Here is a 21,430-nt window from a genome sequence, read left to right as displayed (position 1 = left end):
TAAATCCCTCTTCCAACACGTATTTTCTGCCAACTCAATCAAAAGTATATCATGATTATAATAGAAAATGTGCGAAAATAGTTGACTTAATAGACAAAATTATTTTATAATTCGATTAGTAGCAATTTAAGTGATACTTAAATTAGTGGGAATGAAGGATTGATAGAGTACTGCTTTAATAAGTGTGTAATACATAAAAAGTTAACCTGATTATGTATGCCAACACTAACTATTAATTTAAGTAGTAGTTAAACTCCTTGAAATCTATTAATAAAAGCGAAGGACTTAATTACTTCAAGTAATATGAAAGCGGTTACCTTTATGTAACGGACAACTGAATAGTTTAGTTAGAAGAATACGGATACAAACGCTTGTTACAAACAAAATTCACTTGGACAAAATCTAATACTCAATAGTGATTTTGCATGGAAAATTGGAGGATTAACATGAAAAGTACTTTATCGATTGGGCAGCTTATTGCTGTTGGTCTCATGCTGCTGGCGATGTTTCTGGGAGCAGGTAACACGATATTCGCGCCAATGGTTGGCCAACTGGCTGGAACAAATACATGGGTTGCTATGTCTGGTTTTTTAATTACTGGGGTAGGGTTTGTTTTATTGGCAATTATCGCTTTAGCAATTTCAGGTGGTACAGTAGAAAGGCTTGCTGGAAGGGTGCACACTAAGTTTGGAATGTGGTTTTCAATCGCGTTATTTCTAACACTAGGGCCGATATACGTTATTCCTAGAACTACATCCGTAGTAAATGAAATTTCTATTATTCCAATAGTCTCAAATACTATCGTATCAAACAACTTATTACTCTTTATCTTTTCGGTACTATTTATATCACTCACTGTACTATTATCACTTAATCCAAGTAAATTTGTAGACAGATTAGGTAAAATAATTACACCTATTTTCGCTATTCTCCTTACTGTATTTATAGTGATGTCATTTATTACACCAATGGGGTCATTCGGAGAGCCAAGAGAACCATATTTACAGGGCTCCTTTTTTAAAGGCTTTGTAGAAGGATATTATACAATGGATGTGCTGGCAGCTTTCATTTTTGGGGGCATCTTTATTAAGTCCATTAAAGGGCTGGGTGTAACTGGTACGAAAGCAACTTCTGTTGTTTTCATTAAAGCAGGTATGATAACAATAGCCGGGCTGGCAATATTGCAATTGTCGCTAGCTTGGATCGGGGCATCAAGTGTAGATTCGATTGGTTATTCCGATAATGGAGGCCAAGTACTTGCCGACAGCGCGATACACCTGTTTGGATACGGGGGCATCTTTTTATTGGGATCGGTTATCTTTTTAACCGGCATAACAACGAATGTTGCCTGCCTATCATCTGTAGCGGAGTATTTCAACCGTATTTATCCAAAGGTTTCGTATAAGAATTGGTTGATTGTGCTAGCTGGAATGAGTTTGGTTATTACTAACTTTGGGTTAAACACAATCCTTAGTCTTGCTGCACCTATTTTGCTTTTACTTTATCCCGTTGCAATTACCTTGATAATTCTCTCCTTTACAAATAATTTGTTTAAAGGATATCAATCAGTATATGTAGGAGCAATTATCGGGAGTGGATTCGTAGCATTATTGGATGCCCTTAAAGAAGCGAATATATTAACTGAAGCAATTAATCAAACATTTTCCTTCATACCACTGTTCACAAGTGGGGCCGGCTGGATTATCACTGGATTGATTGGCGCTATAATCGGAATTATTATTGCGCTTCTAAAGAAACCGAAACAAAGAATGCTTAATATAGCAGGAGAAGAGGCTTCTTAATTGAAGAGGTGGATTTTTCATTAAAAAATGCTCAGAAATAGAAAATGATTAATTTGTAGTTAAACCGCTGAATAGTGGTATTAATGAATAAAAACGAGAATAAATTACAGGAGGTTTTTTTCATGGTAGTACCGTACAAACACGAACCATTTACAGACTTTGCAATTGAAGAAAATAAACAGCTTATGCTGGATGCGCTTAAACAGATCGAATCAGATCTTGGGAAAGATTATCCACTGATCATTGGTGGCGAACGTATTACAACCGAGGATAAAATCGTTTCCGTAAACCCGGCAAACAAAGAAGAAGTAGTAGGCTATGTATCGAAAGCAACGAAGGAATTAGCTGAAAAAGCAATGCAGGTTGCTGATAAAACATTTGAATCATGGAGAAAAACAGATCCAAAATTCCGTGCGGACATTTTATTCCGTTCCGCTGCAATTGTACGCCGCCGTAAATTTGAATTTACCGCACATCTCGTCAAAGAAGGCGGAAAGCCATGGAAAGAAGCAGATGCAGATACGGCAGAAGCAATTGACTTCCTGGAATATTACGGTCGTCAAATGCTCGAGCTTAAAGATGGCGTGAAAATCGAAAGCCGTCCGATTGAGTTTAACCAATATAACTATATTCCACTAGGTGTAGGTGTCGTTATTTCACCATGGAACTTCCTGTTCGCCATCATGGCTGGAACGACAACGGCGGCAATGGTTTCTGGAAACACCGTCTTGCTGAAACCAGCAAGTACTACGCCAGTAATCGCCTATAAGCTAATGGAAGTACTTGAAGAAGCAGGCATGCCTGCAGGTGTAGTAAACTACATTCCTGGGCCAGGCAGTGAAGTTGGTGACTACCTTGTAGACCATCCACGGACACGTTTTGTAAGCTTTACCGGCTCACGTGATGTTGGTACACGTATTTTCGAACGTGCGGCAAAAGTGCAGGAAGGCCAGAAATGGCTGAAGCGTACGATCATTGAAATGGGCGGAAAGGACACGATTGTAGTTGATAACGAAGCAGATCTCGAATTGGCTGCACAATCCATCGTCCAATCAGCATTTGGCTTCTCTGGTCAGAAATGTTCCGCATGTTCCCGTGCCGTCATCCATGAGGATGTATATGATCAGGTAAAAGATCGTGTCGCAGAATTAACGAAGGAATTATCAGCTGGGGATCCATATGACAACTCTCATTTTATGGGACCAGTCATTGACCAAGGTGCCTATGATAAAATCTCAAGCTACATTGAAATTGGCAAAAAAGAAGGGAAACTGCTTGCAGGCGGCGATGGAGATGACAGCAAAGGCTGGTTCATCAACCCAACTGTATTTGCCGATGTAGATCCAAACGCACGTATTATGCAGGAAGAGATCTTCGGACCGGTTGTTGCATTAACAAAAGCAAAAGACTTTAACGAAGCAATTGAAATTGCAAACAACACGGACTATGGCTTAACAGGTGCGGTTATAACGAACAACCGAACACATCAAGAGCAGGCACGTCAGGACTTCCATGTTGGAAACCTTTACTTTAACCGTGGCTGTACAGCCGCAATTGTTGGCTACCAGCCATTTGGCGGGTTCAATATGTCGGGAACAGATTCCAAAGCAGGTGGGCCAGATTACCTAATTCACCACATGCAAGGAAAAACAACGTCAGAAATGTTTTAAATGTACACGTACATTACTCCTTTAATCTTTTAAAATGAAAAATAATTGGTGAGGTGGATTCAAATGGAGCAAGTTATGCGTAATTTCTTTTTGTTTTTATCAAATAATAAGCCTCTTACAAAAGCAGCAAAGAAATATGGTTTACGTTTTGGGGCATCTCGCTTTGTAGCAGGAGTTAACATTGACAATGCAGCTGAGAAGATAAAGAAACTAAACGATAAGGGATTAGTAGTTACAGTGGATCACTTAGGTGAGTTTATTGATAATGAGAAAGAGGCAAAGGAATCTGTTGCTGAATGTGTGCATGCAATTAAAGTTATTGCAGATAAAGGGCTAAAAGCAGAAATATCTTTAAAAATGACATCCATGGGACTGGACATATCTACTGAGTTTGTAATGGAAAATATGCGGAAAATCCTTGAAGCAGGGAAAAGGCATAATGTAACTGTTACAATAGATATGGAGGATTATTCCCGTTGTGAGAAAACATTATCTATTTATAAAACATTAAAATCAGAGTTTGACAATGTAGGAACAGTTGTACAAGCATACTTGTATCGTGTAGAAGCAGATCTTGAAGATTTGAAAAGCTGTAACCCCTATTTACGCCTGGTAAAAGGTGCATATAAAGAATCACCAGAAGTTGCTTTTCCTGACAAAAAAGATGTGGATGAGAACTATAAAAAAATTATAGAACAAAACCTTTTGTACGGTAATTACACGGCAATTGCCACCCATGATGACAGTATAATTGCCTACACGAAGGAGCTGGAAAAAGAACATCGTATTCCCCGTGAACAATTTGAGTTCCAAATGCTGTATGGCATTCGGAATGAACTGCAGGAGCGTCTTGTAAAAGAAGGATATAAAGTTCGTGTGTATATGCCTTACGGGGACGACTGGTTTGGTTATAATATGCGCCGTCTTGCAGAGCGACCAGCTAATGTTGCGTTTGTTCTAAAGGGTATATTTAAAAAATAAACAAGAAAGATGAAGAAGAAGGGACCGATTACATGTTATTACTTTCCGAAAAAGACATAAAGGAAAATTATTTTATGAAAGATGCAATAGCAGATGTGAAGCTGGGACTACTATCGAAAAGAGATGGGCTAATCAGTAATCCACATCGGACGGTGCTGGACATCCCGAAGTATCAGGCATCCTCTTTATATATGCCGAGTGCGGATTTATCCCAGGATATTGCATCCGTTAAGCTGGTAACGATTTTCCCTGAAAATCCTTCCAAAGGGAAGCCTACTACACAGGGGGCACTGATACTTACAGATGCTACGAACGGAGAACACATTTGCATGATGAACGCTTCTTTCTTAACCCGGTTAAGAACAGGAGCTTTAACTGGCATTGGTACGGCTAAATTAGCTAGAAAAAATGCCAGCAAATTAGGTGTTATAGGTACAGGGGCCATGGCATTCGAGCAGGTGCTTGGTGTACTGGAAGTGCGGAGTATTGATAGCATCATTCTTTTCAATCGGACAAAAGATAAAGCAGAATCATTTAAAGAACAGTTGATTGCTGTAGGCGTTACAGCAGAAATCCGAGTTGTTGACAGTGCGGAGGAAGCAGTCAGTTCGTCAGATATCATCTGCTGCAGTACAAGGTCTGAAGAGCCTGTATTTAATGGAGCTGATCTCAAAGAAGGAGCACATGTTAATGGAGTAGGCTCCTATTTACCTCACATGAGAGAGGTGGATTTGACCACAATTCAACGAGCGGGAAAAATTGTGGTGGATGATTTGGCTAGTGTGAAGGAAGAGGCTGGAGAGCTCATTCATGCAGCAAAGGATAGTGACTGGAATTTCTCAGACGTTTATGGCGAGCTAAGTGATTTGGATCAGGACAACTCATTAGTCCGAGAATCGAATGAAGAGATTACATTTTTCAAATCAGTGGGAGCAGCATATTTTGATCTTGTTGTGGCAAAAGGGATCTTTAAGAAAGCGACAGAGCTTGGGCTTGGGAATAAAGTTGACATTTAACATATAAATAGATCATACGGGAAACAGGTTGAGCACTCTATATTAGATTGCTGCCTGTTTCCTTTTTTGTAGACATTTTTTGCAAGTTTTATTGCGTTTAATTGTCGCAGTAGATATAAAAGACGAAGTAATGAAAATTCTCTTAGTGATACCTTTCACTTTTTAAAGATGGTTGAGTGCTTGGATTCGCTTCGGCAGAATACTTCGCTTCTAACATAGCTTATTTATGAAGACTCAATCGCGGTTTGATCACAGGTGTGAAGGTCTTCATCGTGTTTATGAAGACTCCCTGGCGAGTCGACCACAGGTGAAAATGTCTTCATCATGTTTATGAAGACTCCCTGGCGAGTCGACCACAGGTGAAAATGTCTTCATCATGTTTATGAAGACTCCTTGGCGAGTCGACTACAGGTGAAAATGTCTTCATCATGTTTATGAAGACTCCCTGGCGCCTCGATCACAGGTAAAAAGGTCTTTATCGAGTTTATGAAGACTCCCTGGCGCCTCGATCACAGGTAAAAATGTCTTCATCGAGTTTATGAAGACCCCACAGCGGTGGTTTGTGGGGATGGAAGGCTAAAAACGCGACGTCCTGTCGCAACGCCTTCATGACTAACATCCTGTTAGCCCGAGACTGAAGCCGTGCCCAGCGGCAAAGAAAACACTGCAAAGCGAATGAAATGAAGCTGAGCAGATGTTGCACTTGTACCCGGAGTGGTGAAAGCGACTGCCCGGAGCGGAAATCAACATTGCAGTTACTTCGTCTTATATATATTTTGTGTAAGAGAAAAAACTTTAGAAAAACCTTTTTGTATTGTAGAGTTTCTTGATAAGGTAGTAGATATTCATGGGTTATTTCTACTAGAACTATAGTATAATAGTCTTAGTGTTTAACGTTGTGGTAGGAGGTTTTATTTATGCATCGATTATCTGTATTGGTTGTATTGTGTGTTGCTGCTGCACTGATACAAGGCTGTTCGCAGCAAATAATGAACGGATCTTCTCTCGTCATAAAAGAAATTGCTATTGCTCCGAAAAGTGTACCGAAATTAAAGGAAGAGGATCTGATAGACTTAAGCCCATACGACCGCGAGCCGACCGAATGGGGGGAGCAAGTAAAAGGGGTAAAAACACAGATGCAGACAAATGAAAGGAAGATAGCCTTAACATTTGATGCATGTGGTGGTGATCATGGGAATGGCTATGATGAAGAGCTCCTGTTATTTTTAAAAGAAGAAAAAATACCTGCAACACTTTTTGTCAATGAACGGTGGATTCACGCAAATGAAGCACTGTTTTTGGATTTGGCGGATAATCCTTTATTTCAAATAGAAAACCATGGCACGCATCATTCACCTTTATCTGTAAATGGCGGTGAAGCATGGGGAATACCTGCAACACAGTCACCACAAGAAGCTTATAATGAAATCATGCAAAATCACGACACAGTAAAGGGGTTAACAGGCAGGGAAATGGCAATGTTCCGCTCCGGTACAGCATATTACGATGAAGTAGCTGTGGAACTCGCAGTTAATCTTGGTTATGACGTTGTCAATTTTGATGTGCTCGGTGATGCCGGCGCCACTTACTCGGGTGAACAAGTGAAAAATGCATTATTAGGTTCTCAAAAAGGATCTATCGTGCTCTTGCATATGAATCAACCCGGCAGCGGCACAGCGGAAGGAGTAAAACTGGCCATACCACTTTTAAGGGATCAAGGTTTCGAATTTGTCTTGCTTGAGGACGAAATTTTGAAATGACCAATAATGTGAAAACATATGTCTTAATTGGGTTTTTATCTGGTAGTTAGTACTCGTTTAACAACAATTATTCTACCACAAATTGTAAAAGTACAGTATAATAGTCTTATAGTTTGCAATCTTCAAACGAATGTCTGCACAACTAAAATTAGTAGAAACCAGACATGACTTTTAAGGAACACTACTGTAGGGGGCCTAAATATGGCGAGTGAGAAAATTTTACTTGTGGATGATGATTTTGATATGCGTGAAGTTGTTAAATTGTATCTAGAGAAGAATGGATACACAGTTTATACAGCTGAGGGCGGGGTTCAGGCTATGAATATTGTCGGGGAAGTTAATCCTGAACTAATTGTTTTAGACGTAATGATGCCTCATTTGGATGGATTTGAACTGTGCCAAATCATTCGCAAGCAAACGGATGTACCAATACTGTTTTTAAGTTCAAAGGATGAGGACATGGATAAAATACTTGGTCTGGGAATTGGTGGTGATGATTATATCCCTAAATCGACCAGCATGCCTGTAATCGTGGCAAAGATAAAGGCACATTTACGCCGGAACCGTGTTTTACTTCAGGAAAAAAACGATGGAAATGTACCCTTATCTACCCAACCAAAATCAGTAATAAACTATCCGGGATTAGTTATTAGGTTGGATAGTGCAACTGTTATCGCAAATGGTGCTACTGTGAAATTATCTGCGAAAGAGTACCGTTTGTTATGCTTAATGGCAGGTAATCCTGAGCGCGTATATAGTATGGAACAGTTGTTTGAATTAGTCTGGGGTGTAAATAGTCTAGGAGATTATCGTACGGTAATGGTACATATCAGCAACATCCGGAAGAAAATCGAGATCATCCCGGAAACCCCCAAATATATAAAAACGCTTCGTGGAATCGGTTACAAGTTTAACGGGGCATATGCTGAATAGACTTCTCTTTAGATGCAGACTGCCTAAGAAATTGGCGCACTTCGGCAGCACTCAATCCGGATTGTTTAGCTAAAGTGATTAAATAAAGCCATTCCCTGTCGTACGCATAGTTATGACCAGTAGATGCAAGCTTAGTAGTCAAATTTTACTCCCCCTTATTTTCATAGCTTAAGTATAATCAATAAAGTATAACTTCTGTTAAAGTTTTGTTAAAATTTACCTAAAGAAGATGTTTAAAAAGAACGGTGAATTTGACATAAAATTTCGCACGAATGCTTGTTTTTTAAAAAAAAGTTGTATCTGCGTCTACTGGCATAGGCTTCTCGGTACCCAGCAAAGATACAGCTTCGCTGAAGCGGGCTTACTACTCGAAGCTACGCCATATCGAACTTCTCGATCCTTTTTATCCTCCTTTTAGAACACGCATATAAAATAAGTTAAGTGAGGTGGTGAATCATGTTAGAATTACCAGGCTATCGGATAGTAGATAAACTTATTGATAATAAGGCTTGGACACTGTATAAAGCCTTTTCCATGAAGGATCAAATAGTAGTAGCTATAAAAGTGGTGAACAGTGAAACAATTAATCCTCTTGCCAATGCAGAGATTATCCATGATTTTCATGTATCAAAATCCTTGGCATTTGATTATGTACTTCAGCCGGTAAAATTGGAAAGGTATGGAGGAAAAATCTGTATAGTTACTGAACTATTTTATGGTAGCAGTTTGGAAGAATGGATAAGTATTAGTTCATCCAATTTAAAGGAATTCCTCAAAATTGCTATTAGAATTACCAATGGTGTAGCACTGCTTCATGGAGCCCACATTGTACATAAGTTCTTACAACCCCAGAATATTCTACTCAATCTAAAGACAGATGAAGTTAAATTAACCGGATTCAACCAATCAACCAAACTATCCTCTGAGACGCAACATCCAAACGAAAGCCCATATCAGCTAAAAGAACGTGTAGCATACATGTCGCCAGAACAAACAGGACGGATGAATCGGGCGCTGGACTACCGAACTGATCTGTATGCCTTGGGAGTGATTTTCTATGAGATGATAACAGGGAAGCTTCCGTTCCATGCAGATCATCCTGCCGAAATGATCCATGCCCATCTTGCTAAGGTGCCGGTGCACCCGAGCGAGGTAAACAAAGAAATCCCAGCAACTATTTCAAATATAATTATGACATTATTAGAAAAAATGCCCGAATCCCGCTATCAAAGTGCCTTTGGATTAAAGGGAGATTTAGAAAAATGCTTGTATCAACTAAATCATATTGGAATAATCAGCGGGATAAAGCTAAGAGAAGAAGACAGAGCGACCATGTATGAAAGACCCAGTAAACTATATGGAAGAGAATCAGCAGTTAACCAATTACTTGATGGATTTCATCGTGTGAGAAATGGGCGGATAGAGCTCTTATTGGTTCACGGTCCCTCTGGTATTGGCAAGACAGCATTGGTGAATGAATTACATAAACCATTAGTACGTGAAAAGGGATATTTTATCTCGGGAAAATTTGTCCAATTGCAAAAGGAAATTCCGTATGCTCCGATCATTCATGCATTCCAGGGTTTATTGAGACAAATTTTATCAGAGGGTTCAGTTAGTGTCCAAAGATGGGGCGCTATTATAAACCAGGAACTAGATTCTTATACATCAGTTATTGCCAACTTCATTCCAGAGCTGAAATGGCTAATCGGTCCTCAGGTTGAGGTGCCTGAATTACCACCGCAAGGCGTACATAATCGCTTTCGGCAGGCTATAAGACAGTTGTTCGGGGTATTTGCTAAAGCGAAACACCCGCTTGTTCTTTTTATTGATGATTTACAATGGGCTGATGATGCCACGCTTGATTTGATTTATCACTTACTTAATAACCCAGAAAGCCAGCATTTATTAATTATTGGAGCATATCGGGATAATGAGGTCCATGTTGGTCACCCTTTTGAGATGATGCTTAGACGAATGAAGGAAGGAGATATGCGAGTTATCCAGATTCCGGTCGAGCACTTACATTATAACCACCTTTCTGAATGGATTGATGAGACATTTTCTATTAGACATGATGATGCTGTGTTTTTGAGGGAGCTTGTTTATCGTATCACTCAAGGAAATCCCTTTTTTATCGTACAGGTTTTTCAGTCTTTTTATGATGAAGGAGTGATTGTCCTTCAGGCTGACGAGGGAAAATGGACCGTAAATGTGGAAGCATTAAAGCAAATACAGATGTCAGACACAATTATTGATTTCCTTTTAAAACGGATTAAAAGGCTTCCAAAAGAGACGAATGAAATAGTACAACTCGCATCTTGTTTTGGGAACCGTTTTGATATTAAATTACTGGCTGCAATTGCAGGAGAAAGTTATGAGAAAGTAGCTGAAAAGCTATGGGAGGGTTTGGAAAAGGGATTAGTTCTCCCACTGGATTCAAGTTATAAATGGATTTACCCAGAAGAAAATATGTCCCTGTTAAATGAACGGCCACCAGGCTATTTATTCTTACATGATAAAGTTCAACAAGCTTTTTATATGAGTTTATCTAAAAAAGAAAGAGAAGAGAATCATTTGAAAATAGGTTTGGAACTATTGGATCACTACGATGATGATCAAATTGCTGAACATATATTTGATATTGTTAATCATTTAAATCATAGCCGAACTCACTTAAACAAACAAAAAACGCTCGAATTAGTGGAATGGAATTGGATGGCAGGTGAAAGAGCTAAGAACAGAGCAGCAACTGAATCTGCGCTTCACTTTTTTAATGTAGGAAGAGAACTGCTTCCGGAAAACAAATGGGCTCCAGAGCATTATGATACAACATTTAAAGTTATGCTTGGCCTTGGGGAATCACAGTATTTGAACCAACTATTTGAGGCAGCTGAGGCAACGTTTAATGAGGCACTTTCCAATGCTCAATTAAATCAAGATAAGCTTCGTGTTTACAATCTGAAAATTACACTGTACACCCATATCCACCAAGTTGAAAAGGCAACAGATGCTGGGTTGGATGGACTGCGTTTATATAATTGGAATTTTAAAAGAAACCCGAACAGGTTGGATGTCGCGAAGGAATATGTGAAGACAAAAGTTGTTCTTTCTCGAAAAAAAAACGTAGATTTACTGGATCTTCCTGCTGTAGATGATAAAGAGACTCGATTAATGATGCGAACATTGATTAACACAAATGCACCTACCTATCATGTGAACCAGAATTTAGCGACAATATTAATGCTACGGGCACTTCGGTTGACTCTTAACTACGGGGATATGGATGTAACGGCTCTTGTCTTTAATAATTATGCGCTGACAATGAGCGCTGGTTTTAATGATTATAATGCCAGTTACAAGTTTGGGAGACTTGCAATTGAGCATACGGATAAATTTCAGGATAATAGTCTGAAGGCGAGAGCCTACTTTGTTTTTGGGAGTTTTATTAACCATTGGAAAAAGCATATTCATTATAACCTTGACTATTTACAACTTTCCCAACAGCTGTGTATAGAGTCGGGAAATCTCCATCTTGCAGGTGCAAACGGTATGTTTATCGGATTAGTTAAATTTATAAAAGGGGATAATCTGAATGATGTAAAAACAGAGATTGAGCGCCAATTTAATTTCGCAAAACGGAATGAATATACGCTATCAAATGATTTTTTAAGAGAACTAACGGACTGGATTGACGTGTTATCTATCAAAAATGCTGAGGTAAATTGGGAATTTGCAGAAATTACCGATGACCCCTCTGCAGTTATCATTCATGAAACCATTCGTCTTCAAATGACCTATTTACTTCAAAATGACGAGCAGGCAATGAAAATTATGAAAAAGCTGGATGAGCTAGTTGATGACACGCTCTTTCTAATAAGTGCACCAGATTACTATTTTTACCATTCATTGTGGCTGGTAAGACTTATTCTAAAGGGGAGTCTGCCAAAAAGACAGGTCAAAGCAAAATTGGCAAAGAAGCTTGCTAAACTGAAAAAGTGGGCGAACCATTCACCTTCAAATTATATGCATAAGTATTTGCTTATTAAAGGGGAGTTAGCCCGAGTAAATGGAAAAAGCGAAGAAGCTATATTCTTGTACAATCGTTCAATTACTCTTGCAGAAAAGAATGGATATTTACAGGACGCCGCGCTCGCAAATACATGTGCAGCGTATTATTATATTGATAAAAATCTACACAAATCAGCCAGGGCCTATCTGGTGGACGCCTATTTGAAATACAGTAAGTGGGGTGCGGAGCGGCTTGTGTATGATCTTTTTCAAAAACATTCTGATCTTATCAAGGAGACCAATAGGGAAACAGTAGCAAGCATGCAATTTGAGCAGGAATCATTAGATATTAACGCGATATTTGAAGCAACAGGCGTTATTTCTGATGAGGTTATTTTAAAACAACTATTAAAGAAATTAATGCAGATTGTTGTTATTAATGCTGGTGCGGAGCGTGCTTACCTTTTACTGAATAAGGATGAAGAGCTCCATTTGGCTGCAACAAATCATATGAATGAGGAAATAAAGTTATATGAACAACCAGAGCAGCTGAAAGGTAAAATGAAGTTTCCAGAAACGCTCATTAATTATGTTGTTAATACGAAGGAAGCAGTTGTCTTAGGGGAAGCATCTCAGGAAGGACAATTTACAGATGACAGTTATATTGCACGGCAGAATTCCAAATCAATACTTTGTCTTCCAATTATGTATCAGCAAGGTCTTACTGGGATATTATACTTGGAGAACAGCCAGGCGACTCATGTATTTACAAAGGAAAGAATTGCTTTACTAACATTGCTCGCTTCTCAAGCTGCAATTGCTATTGAAAATGCCTATTTATATGAGAATCTTGAAGCAAAAGTGGCTGAAAGAACAAAGTCATTAAATAAGGCAAACCAGAATCTAGCACTGGCAAATAGTTCACTTGCTCAATCCGATGAATTAAGGCGACAGATGTTATCCAATATATCACATGATTTGCGTTCACCAATTTCAACAATACGTGGATATGTCGACGCTATATTAGAAGGGGTCGTTGATGGGCCAGAGCAACAATGGAATTATATGCAAGTTATTAAGAGGCGTTTAACATTATTAAATAGCCTTGTTCAAGATTTATTTGATTTAGCTCAGCTCGAATCTGGACATGTTACTTTTGCCAAGGATATTGTACCGGTTGACCAACTGTTTAAGCATTTATGTAATCAGTTTGAGTTAGAAGTAAAACAAGCCGGCTTGGACTATCAATGGATAATTCCGACGTACACGAGCGAGGACTATCCACTAGTCGAAGTAGATGTCAGACGAATAGAACAAGTCATGAATAATTTAGTCTCAAATGCTATTAAACATACAGAAAAAGGAGAAATTCGAGTCAAATTGTCATTGGAGAAATTGGGTGAGGCAATTATTACAGTGGAAGACCAGGGATCTGGCATTCTTTCCGCTGATATTCCTTATGTATTCGAACGGTTTTATACTAAAACAAGTAGTATAAAAGAGCATGGGCACGGTTTGGGACTGGCTATAAGTAAACAAATTATAGAACTTCATAAAGGGGATATTTGGGTTGATAGTGAGGAAGGAGCAGGTGCTAAGTTTAGTTTTTCTATAAAAACCTTTTAAGATTTTATATGGAGGAATGATAAATCAGGCGACGCACTTTTATAAAAAAGCAGGGTTTCGATTTGTATAGCTAAAGGACAAATTTTGAAATACTTTTAAAGCTGTAAGACCAATGAGAGATTGCTAACATTGGCTGCAGTTTTTTTTATGAAAATTATTTGATAGGGACCACGTTAGGATACCAACTTCAAAAGTTTCCGATCTTATAAAAATAGCCACTAATTATTTAATTAATTTGCAATTTCTAATAATTTATTATAGTATATTAAATAAATTACACTATAGCATAATTTATATAGGGTAATTAAGGAAAGGAATTCTAGTAATCTACCATTCAACTAATGAAGGAGCGTCCAACTTGAGAGTCTTTGATCTGCATTCCGACCTATTTACAGATATCGCATGGCGAAAAAGTTCTGGCGAGAAAGACATTTTCGACCGGTATCATTATCCAAATCTTAAGAAAGGTGGTGTCGACTCTATAATTTGTGTGTTTTGGGTGGAACCGAAATTCTGCGAACAAGCTTATGATAGATTTCAAACATTATTTACTTATGTGATGGAGGATCTGAAGACCTCTAAACATGCAATCATTCATGATCCAAATCAGCCTTATGAAAATCCGTCCCATTCCAGCTCCATAAAAATACATTTAGGTTTGGAAGGTCTTACGTTTATGGATGATTGGCCAGGTGAAACACCAGAGTCAAAAATTGAAAACGCATTCAACCAATTGGATCAAAGTAATGTGATGCATTCCATATTTGCCTGGAACGAACATAATTTCCTGTCAACTGGGACAGGGGCTGATTCCTATCAAGAAAAAGGGCTTACTACCTCTGGAAAATATGCTCTGCAACAATCCATTGATCATAACTGGCTATTGGATGTATCTCACCAGGATGAAGCAACCTTCTGGGATATTTACAACCTGAGTGAGCATCCATTTATTGCTTCCCATAGTAATGCCAAAGCCATTTGTGATCATGAACGCAACTTAACCGATGAACAAATAAAGGCGATTGCAAACAGGGGAGGAATAATTGGTTTGAATGCTTATGGAGCATTTGTCGATAAAGATTCTCCAACTGTCGAACGGTTTATAGACCATGCCATACATATTGCCGATCTGGTTGGCTATGAACATCTTGCATTCGGATTTGATTTTGTCGATTATCTTGCTTCCTATAATTTAGGTGGAAGCGGATTTACCGAATATACGAAGGGGCTGGAAAATGTCTCCAAGGTTCCCGATCTGCTGGATAGAATGAGCAAAAGAGGATTTTCAACCAAAGAACTGGAAGCAGTCAGTTTTACGAATGCTTCTCTGTTTATGAAGAATCATCATACTTTAAGAAAATGAACATGAATGCAAACCGGAATTTGTTCTCGATGCATCATCACAAAAGAATGAATTTAACTGGCACTATATAACTCAAGGAGGTTACACATATGGGTGAATCACTCATTCAGCCTAACGATACAATAACATTATGGGGTATCATTATCGTTTGGGCTTCTATAAGTATCTATCTGGAGCAGCGTTACAGCTGGGCATCCAAAGTATCTGGAGCAATTATCGCGCTTATTGGGGCAATCGTCCTATCAAATACAGGGATAATTCCTACAGAATCTTCGGTATATGACGCTATTTGGAGCGTGATTGTACCTGTAGCGATTCCGTTGCTTCTATTCCATGTTAATTTCAAAAAAATATGGCAGGAAAGTGGAAAATTACTGATCATGTTTTTCATCAGTTCAGTTGGAACAGTAGCTGGTACTATTATAAGTTTCTTTCTATTAAAAGATCATATTCCATACCTCGAAAAAATAGGTGCAATAATAAGTGGTTCTTATATCGGTGGAGGTGTCAACTTTGCAGCTATGTCCGCGAAATACGACACCCCAGGTGAAATGGTCTCAGCCACTGTAGTTGCTGATAACTTAATGATGGCTGTGTATTTTGTTATTTTAATGCTCATACCTGCAACAGCCTTTTTCAGGAAGCGGTTCAATACTCCTCATATCGAAGAAGTTGAAAGAGGGATTGGTAGTAATGAAGAAGGGAAAACACTGGCAGAAGGTTTTTGGAAAAGGAAGGATATATCTCTAAAAGATATTGCATTATCCGTTGGGACAGCCTTCTTACTCGTTATTGTATCATTCAAGGTGGCGGAATTTATTGGACAAGCAATCCCTTCTGGGGAGAATGTTTCCACGATATTAAATATTCTTAATGGGTTGCTTGGTGACAAATACCTGATGCTTACTACTATTACATTCATTATGCTGGCCCTATTTCCGAGATACTTTGAAAGCATTAACGGAAGCCAGGAAATCGGTACATTCCTGATTTATATATTCTTTGTAGTTATTGGTATACCAGCTTCTATACCACTCATTATTAATAATGCACCATTGTTGTTAGTGTTTGTGTTCATTATAGTGATGATCAATATGGTTATTTCTTTAACTTTCGGAAAACTATTCAAGTACAATCTGGAAGATGTGCTGGTTGCCAGCAACGCGAACATTGGTGGACCGACCACTGCAGCAGCAATGGCTATCGCTAAGGGATGGAAGAACCTGGTGGGACCGATCCTTGTTGTTGGAACGTTCGGTTATATTATCGGAAACTATATTGGAACATTGCTCGGTTTCTGGTTCTCAAGTATGATGTAAGTCAGATTGAACGCCAGGTGTTCTACTTTGTGTAAGGATGCCTGGCTTCACCTATGGTATAATTGGTAAAAATTCACTAATTGAGGTAGATACTATGTTTGATGAGACGAAAATCAAAAGTTTGCGAGGAGAACAAAACCTATCATTAAAACAACTATCTGAAAAATCAGGAGTCAGTGTAAGTATGATCAGCCAAATAGAACGAAAAAAGACCGATCCGACATTGACAACACTTTATAAAATATGCAAAGGGCTGGATGTATCTATTTCCTCACTTTTGCAGAACGATGATCATACGACGCACATTATACGTGCAGACAAACGAAAAACGTTAACATTTCCCCAGTCCCATTCTAAATATGAATTATTAACACCTATCACAGATGGTACGATTGAAATGATTATCATCCATCTCGAGCCTGGTCAGGAAGAAAAACAGCTTATAGAGCATTCAGGAGAAGAATGCGGTCATGTGCTAAAGGGAGAAATGACCGTTTTGCTTGGGGATACGAAGCACATCTTAAATGAGGGCGATACCATCCGCTTTAAAAGTACAGTCCCTCACCGATTTTTTAATCATACAGAAGAAACTACTATCTCTATTTGGGCGATGACTGGAAGAATTGTGTAAATGAAATGAACGATTAGATAGAATGTGCGTGATGTTGCATGGAAATCACAAAATACTGCAATCCTGACAGGAAAAGGACCAGAGAATTATATGTCTGGTTCTTTTTCCTATTTCCTGTGTAAAGTTTACTTTGCATGCGATTTTTTTATGCATACCAACCTCTGACTTTTTCATCTGTTGGCAAGAGATATGTCAGGATCCCCAGTAGAGGCAGGGTGGAGATGGCAATCATCGTCGTCGTCAAACCAACCAGATCAATCATCGATCCGAGGGCAACAGAACCGATCGCACCCATGCCGAATGCTAACCCGACAATAAGCCCGGACATCGTGCCGATTTTTCCTGGAATGAGTTCCTGTGCATAGACAACGGTTACTGAGAAGCTGGACATCAGCAAGAAACCGATTAATGCCAGTAAGATAACTGAACTAACTGCACCGATATGCGGTAGAAGTAACGCAAGTGGAGCGGGCGCCAGTAAGGAAATTAAAATGACATTCCGTTTACCGAATCGATCAGCTAAAGGGCCACCGAAGAAAGTACCAACCGCTCCCATGACTAAGAAGGTAAAGATATAAATTTGTGATTTTGCTATGGTTAGCCCATAACTCTCAATCGCATAAAATGCATAAAAGTTAGAGATGGCTGCCGTGTACCAAGAACGGGCAAATACGAGAAATATAAGAACTATTACTGCATTTTTAATAGCTTTGGACATTTTTTTGTTAGGTCGTTTTATAATTTGACTCTTCTTGCTGCTGGAGAACAATTTTATTTGAGCAGCATACCACTTTGAAATGTGCATGAGAAAGAAAACAGCTAAACCCGCAATTAATGTAAACCAGATTGCCCCAAATTGTCCTAATGGAACAAGTACTAAGGCTGTAATGACCGGTGCAAGAGCCTGGCCGGAGTTCCCCCCAACCTGGTAAATTGACTGGGCAAGACCTCTGCGCGTGCCGGCAGCTAGGTAAGCTACCCGTGAACCCTCCGGATGAAAAACAGCAGATCCAAGTCCTATAAAGAATACGCTGATAAGTATTGTCCAAAAGTCAGGAGCAAGTGCGAGGCCGAGCATACCGACCATGCTGCTCGTAAGACCCAGTGGCAGCGCATAAGGCAGCGGATGTTTATCTGTATACATACCAATTAAAGGCTGCATAACTGAAGAGACCATGTTTAACGTAAAGGCAATGAGACCTAACTGGGTAAAGGTCAGCCCTAACGATTTTTCCAAAATAGGAAACATGGCAGGAATAACAGCCTGCAACGAATCATTTAATAGATGACATGTTCCAATAATGAATAAAATTGAATAAACGGTTTGATTATTTTTCTGCTTGTTCGATTTTTTTTTCGTATTATCCATAGGTATCCTATCCTTCTTAAGGTCAGAAAAGCGCTTCATTTTCTTCTGATCTATGATACTATTTTACGTATGCTAGTTTGTCTCAATCTAGTTAATTATGGACGTAAAGTCAAGCTGTTAGTTTACAATGGAATGGTTTTTGATTTATTCACCAAAAACATAGCGTTGTTTTCACTCAAGGTTTATACTATAAGTACAGATATAAAGGAGGGAATTCCAATGACAAAAGAAACTAATTCACTTCCACCAAAAACGTGTACCATTGAAAAACTCGTCACGGTTGCAGATGATATAGAGAAAGTCATCAATGGGCAAAAAACAGCAACTCGCCGAAATGGGATCTACGCAGATATCGGTGAGGTAATGGTCCTTAAAAACCACAAATTTGCAGTAAAAACTATATACGCTCAAAAGCTCGGTGATGTTACAGAAGAGAATGCCCGGCAGGAAGGTTATCAAAACCTGGATGAATATAAGCAGTCGATTCTCTCGATGCATCCTGGCATGAAATGGCTACCTGATATGAATGTCTGGGTCCATGAATATGAATTAGTAAAGTAATAAGAAAAAAGAAGTGAATCAGTCGATAAGATTGGTTCACTTTTTTTGTAAGGTTCTTTTTTTAATGATTGTTGCTTTAATTTATCAAAGTTGAGATAAGTGCCACACAATAAAATTATGAATTCTGCTACTTATTGAAAGTGGCTTTCTGATTCCGCTAGGTAAAATAAACTACACTTTGGTAGCAATAATGATGGTCAGCAATATATGGGGTTACCAAACTGCTGTGAATAGCCTTTCGTAGATCTATGAGGAAACAACACTCAGTCGTGCAGGCATTTCCTGGAGAAACATTATCGAAACCATTGATGTACTGATGAGAGGTTTTTTGCGAAGGTAATTTCATATAATTAAAATCTGTTTGTTCTAGGTGTACAATTTTCTATGTTATACTAAAACCAATAACCATTATCTGTTAATTAAATTTAATACCAGAGGTGATCATTCGTGGCGGTTGTAACAGTGATTTTGATGGTACCCTTTACCAGGGGAATTCCTTCAAAGTTATGTTCCAGGTAGCAAAAAAGGAATTTGGACTGAAAGAATGGTCTGTCGTCTTTATTGGAATGGTAAAGGCAGGAATAAAAGGGCTGACTGGTGGTAAACAAGCTTTCCGGCATCAATTTTTCAAAGCATTTGCAAAGTCATTTAAAGGGCAGAGTAAGCAGGAACTGGAGAAATTTTTCCATGAGCTTGTGACTATTGGAAAAGAAGAGGTACATAAGGAGCTCGTAACCAGAATCAGGGAACACCTGAATCGGGGAGATGCAGTGATTGTCTTATCCGGTGCACTTCTGCCATTTCTGCATTCGTTTATTGAAGCAGTAGACCTTGATGTTCATGTGATCGGAACGGAATTATTGTACGACGAAAATGGAATATGTACAGGAAAGATAAACACGATTGTCAATGGTGATGAAAAAGTGAGGAAAGTAGAAGATTGGCTGAGAAACGCCGGAGCACCAACGGAAAACACAGTTGAGATATGGGCCTATGCGGATAGTGAAAGTGATATCCCCTTATTTCAATTCGCAGATCGTCCCATAGTAGTCAATCCAAAAGAAGATATGGTGAAAATTGCGGAGAACAATAAATGGCCGATATTTGCTTAGATGTCTGTCACTTCCCACTTTTTGTTGAAAGTTATCAAGAGAGCTATCCTAGTAGATGGCTCTTTTTGCATTCTATTATAGGCAAATAGGCAAGTGAGATACAAGAAAACCGTAAAAAGGAAAGCAGGCAGCAAAAGTATCGGTAAATTGCAACCTTCCAGAATACTTGATAATACACCATCAGAATTATTTCAAGTAATCATGCACCGTTTGGTTTAGAAATTACACTTACACCAAACCAAATGACTGGTCCAAAAAGACAGTTTGGAAAGATTCATTTACATGGAGAAAGAGCAGGCCCGCTATAGTGAATGATTATTTTGGGATTGAAAAACCTTACTACAGAAGAATTATGCCTTTAATGCCGCTAGGAATGGGGTGAAGGTCTTACATTTAGTTATATGAAAGATAAAAAATAACATTATTGTTGACTTTTTTGTTATAAAGTAACATAATAATGTTAACAACTAACATAAAATGTTCAATATAAATAATGTAAAGGGCTGGTTCTATGCAACCAACTGAACGAAGAGAATGGGTTATGCAACAGTTGAGAGATAACGAAAAAGTTGAAATTGACGTACTTTCAGCAGAGCTAAACGTATCACCAATGACCATTCGAAGAGACTTAGATCAATTAGAGGAAGCAGGGCAGGTTATCCGCATTCACGGTGGAGCTGTCTTACCAAAGCCGCTTATTACTGAAATCCCTTTTTTAACAAAAGAAACCAGACGAATTGCACAAAAAAGGATCATAGCTCAAAAGGCGCTTACTTATGTAAAAAAAGATCAAATAATCATGTTAGACTCAGGAACAACCACTTTAGAGTTAGCAAGGTTATTACGTAATCGAGAAAGTATTACAGTGATTACAAATGATATAAAAATCGCTGCTGAGTTAGTCGATAGTCCGTTGAAAGTAATTGTAACTGGTGGGGAACTGCAAAATGATGTTGGCGCGTTGTTTGGCCCGCAAACCCATCACTTCTTAAAAGATATCCATGTTGATCTATTTTTCTTAGGAGCACATGCTATTGATGTGAATGTTGGTGTAACTTCTCCAACTTTTGAAAAATCATTAGTAAAACAGCTGATGATTCGTACTGCAGAGAATACATTGCTTGTTGCTGATTCCAATAAACTAGGTCAAAAAGCATTCTCCAAAGTTTGTGACTTAAATGAGTTAACAGGTTTTATTACGGATGATGATATTACTGAAGAAACGAAGCACATAGTATCCGAAAAAATAGAAATCATATAATAAACGAGGTGAATC

At 38.7% G+C, this 21,430-nt stretch carries 15 protein-coding genes; 13 read left to right on the top strand and 2 right to left on the bottom strand.

The window, feature by feature from the left end; all coding sequences use genetic code 11:
* The first annotated feature begins 446 nt into the window (after window positions 1-446).
* From brnQ to QGM71_RS06265, 6 genes are all read left to right on the top strand, one after another.
* Window positions 447-1,802, top strand: coding sequence for a branched-chain amino acid transport system II carrier protein (gene brnQ, locus QGM71_RS06290; RefSeq protein ID WP_327606677.1), 1,356 nt, complete (start codon window positions 447-449; stop codon window positions 1,800-1,802).
* Between the two features lie 122 nt (window positions 1,803-1,924).
* Complete coding sequence (pruA, locus tag QGM71_RS06285; protein ID WP_327606676.1) at window positions 1,925-3,472, top strand: L-glutamate gamma-semialdehyde dehydrogenase; 1,548 nt, start codon at window positions 1,925-1,927, stop codon at window positions 3,470-3,472.
* Between the two features lie 63 nt (window positions 3,473-3,535).
* Window positions 3,536-4,453 carry a proline dehydrogenase gene (locus QGM71_RS06280; protein ID WP_327606675.1) on the top strand — a complete coding sequence of 306 codons (918 nt, stop codon included), beginning with the start codon at window positions 3,536-3,538 and terminating at the stop codon, window positions 4,451-4,453.
* Between the two features lie 32 nt (window positions 4,454-4,485).
* Complete coding sequence (locus tag QGM71_RS06275) at window positions 4,486-5,469, top strand: ornithine cyclodeaminase family protein (protein ID WP_327606674.1); 984 nt, start codon at window positions 4,486-4,488, stop codon at window positions 5,467-5,469.
* Window positions 5,470-6,386: 917 nt separating this feature from the next.
* A complete protein-coding gene (locus QGM71_RS06270; RefSeq protein ID WP_327606673.1) occupies window positions 6,387-7,229 on the top strand; it encodes a polysaccharide deacetylase family protein in 843 nt (280 codons plus the stop codon).
* A gap of 201 nt (window positions 7,230-7,430) precedes the next feature.
* A complete protein-coding gene (locus QGM71_RS06265; protein ID WP_327606672.1) occupies window positions 7,431-8,162 on the top strand; it encodes a response regulator transcription factor in 732 nt (243 codons plus the stop codon).
* On the opposite strand, the gene QGM71_RS06260 is transcribed toward QGM71_RS06265, so the two are convergent.
* A complete protein-coding gene (locus QGM71_RS06260; protein WP_327606671.1) occupies window positions 8,140-8,304 on the bottom strand; it encodes an anti-repressor SinI family protein in 165 nt (54 codons plus the stop codon). The genes QGM71_RS06265 and QGM71_RS06260 overlap by 23 nt on opposite strands.
* A gap of 314 nt (window positions 8,305-8,618) precedes the next feature.
* Here QGM71_RS06260 and QGM71_RS06255 point away from each other — a divergent pair, with 314 nt between their 5' ends.
* The 4 genes from QGM71_RS06255 to QGM71_RS06240 all read left to right on the top strand — a co-directional run bounded on the left by QGM71_RS06255 (window position 8,619) and on the right by QGM71_RS06240 (window position 17,112).
* On the top strand, window positions 8,619-13,799 hold the full coding sequence (locus tag QGM71_RS06255) for an ATP-binding sensor histidine kinase (RefSeq protein WP_327606670.1): 5,181 nt from the start codon (window positions 8,619-8,621) through the stop codon (window positions 13,797-13,799).
* Window positions 13,800-14,157: 358 nt separating this feature from the next.
* Entirely contained in the window at window positions 14,158-15,162 is a 1,005-nt protein-coding gene (locus tag QGM71_RS06250) for a dipeptidase (RefSeq protein WP_327606669.1), read from the top strand.
* 89 nt (window positions 15,163-15,251) lie between these two features.
* Window positions 15,252-16,481: a DUF819 family protein gene (locus QGM71_RS06245; protein ID WP_327606668.1), complete on the top strand. Its 1,230-nt coding sequence runs from the start codon at window positions 15,252-15,254 to the stop codon at window positions 16,479-16,481.
* Between the two features lie 94 nt (window positions 16,482-16,575).
* A complete protein-coding gene (locus tag QGM71_RS06240) occupies window positions 16,576-17,112 on the top strand; it encodes a helix-turn-helix domain-containing protein (protein ID WP_327606667.1) in 537 nt (178 codons plus the stop codon).
* 145 nt (window positions 17,113-17,257) lie between these two features.
* Here QGM71_RS06240 and QGM71_RS06235 read toward each other — a convergent pair whose 3' ends face one another.
* Window positions 17,258-18,481 (bottom strand): MFS transporter, encoded by a 1,224-nt coding sequence (locus QGM71_RS06235; RefSeq protein WP_327606666.1) that lies wholly within the window; start codon window positions 18,479-18,481, stop codon window positions 17,258-17,260.
* Between the two features lie 219 nt (window positions 18,482-18,700).
* Between QGM71_RS06235 and QGM71_RS06230 the strand changes: the two genes are divergently transcribed.
* The 3 genes from QGM71_RS06230 (at window position 18,701) to QGM71_RS06220 (ending at window position 21,415) form a co-directional block, all read left to right on the top strand.
* Window positions 18,701-19,042, top strand: coding sequence for an ASCH domain-containing protein (locus tag QGM71_RS06230; protein WP_327606665.1), 342 nt, complete (start codon window positions 18,701-18,703; stop codon window positions 19,040-19,042).
* A gap of 437 nt (window positions 19,043-19,479) precedes the next feature.
* Window positions 19,480-20,154: an HAD family hydrolase gene (locus QGM71_RS06225; RefSeq protein WP_327606664.1), complete on the top strand. Its 675-nt coding sequence runs from the start codon at window positions 19,480-19,482 to the stop codon at window positions 20,152-20,154.
* 511 nt (window positions 20,155-20,665) lie between these two features.
* Entirely contained in the window at window positions 20,666-21,415 is a 750-nt protein-coding gene (locus tag QGM71_RS06220) for a DeoR/GlpR family DNA-binding transcription regulator (protein WP_327606663.1), read from the top strand.
* Window positions 21,416-21,430 lie beyond the last annotated feature (15 nt).

The sequence above is a fragment of the Virgibacillus tibetensis genome, assembly GCF_036026595.1.
Taxonomy (GTDB): domain Bacteria; phylum Bacillota; class Bacilli; order Bacillales; family Amphibacillaceae; genus Virgibacillus_P; species Virgibacillus_P tibetensis.
The sequence above is the reverse complement of the archived record's forward strand: the minus strand, read 5'-3'. Positions and strand labels throughout refer to the sequence as shown.